At 61.9% G+C, this 962-nt stretch carries 1 protein-coding gene; it reads left to right on the forward strand.

Features of this window, described 5'->3' with window-relative positions:
• The first annotated feature begins 294 nt into the window (after nucleotides 1-294).
• Complete coding sequence (locus tag UF78_RS22380) at nucleotides 295-735, forward strand: REP-associated tyrosine transposase (RefSeq protein ID WP_045164454.1); 441 nt, start codon at nucleotides 295-297, stop codon at nucleotides 733-735.
• The last annotated feature ends 227 nt before the right edge of the window (nucleotides 736-962 follow it).

Below are 962 nucleotides of genomic sequence, written 5' to 3' on the forward strand. Positions count from 1 at the left end.
AAGGGTGGGCTGGGATTGTTGGGCTGGCCTTGGGCTGCGTTCGCCGCGAGGGCGCGGCCCCTACAGAAGCGTGGTGGGATCGGGCTTGCGAAGGGTGGGATTGATGGGCAGGCCTGCGGTCTGCATTCGCCGCGGGGGCGCGGCGCCTACAGGGTGCAGGTTGGCTCTGTGGGAGCCCCGACCTCGGGGCGAAGCGTTTCACGATCGACCGATGTCCGATGGTGGGGAACGGATCGCTAACGTCAATACATATAGACGTTATGCTGCAGGAAACGAGCAAAGGATGAGAAAAGCATGGACGCTTATTCGGCATCGAGTCGCCTTCGCAAAGGCCGCTGGTCTGTCCAGGGTCAGATCTATCTGGTCACGACTGTCGCTCAGCATCGACAGCCTGTTTTTCGCGACATGGCCGCGGCACGAGCGCTGATTCGCACCATGCGATCCGATGAAGCAAGAGGTACGAGCAAGACATGGGCCTTCGTCGTGATGCCTGATCATCTTCACTGGCTGGCCCAGCTAGGACAAGGCACGCTGCCTCAGCTGGTCGGGCGAGTCAAATCGATCTCAGCCAGGCATATCGGGCAGTCAGTCTGGCAGGCCGGGTTTCATGACCGAGCGCTACGTAGTGAGGATGATCTGAGGTCGGTAGCGCGATACATCGTTGCGAACCCGCTGAGGGCCGGGCTGGTAGATCATATTGGTGACTATCCGCACTGGGATGCGGCTTGGTTATAGGTTGAGGTTGTTCGCAGACCTTTGGCCTGCATTCGCCGAGGGGTCGCGGCTCCCACTGAAGCGCGGTGGGATCGGGCTTTGCGAAGGGTGGGATTGCTGGGCAGACCTGCGGTCTGCATTCGCCGCGGGTCGCGGCTCCTACAGAAGCGTGGTGGGATCGGGCTTTGCGAAGGGCTGGGATTGTTGGGCAGACCTGCGGTCTGCATTCGCCGCGGGGGCGCGGCTCC

Origin of the sequence: Stutzerimonas stutzeri, from assembly GCF_000952685.1 — a bacterium.
GTDB classification, from domain to species: domain Bacteria; phylum Pseudomonadota; class Gammaproteobacteria; order Pseudomonadales; family Pseudomonadaceae; genus Stutzerimonas; species Stutzerimonas stutzeri_E.

Bases quoted from the DNA above. Each gene is read 5' to 3' on its own strand.
- UF78_RS22380 (WP_045164454.1), top strand. From the start codon at position 295: ATGGACGCTTATTCGGCATCGAGTCGCCTTCGCAAAGGCCGCTGGTCT.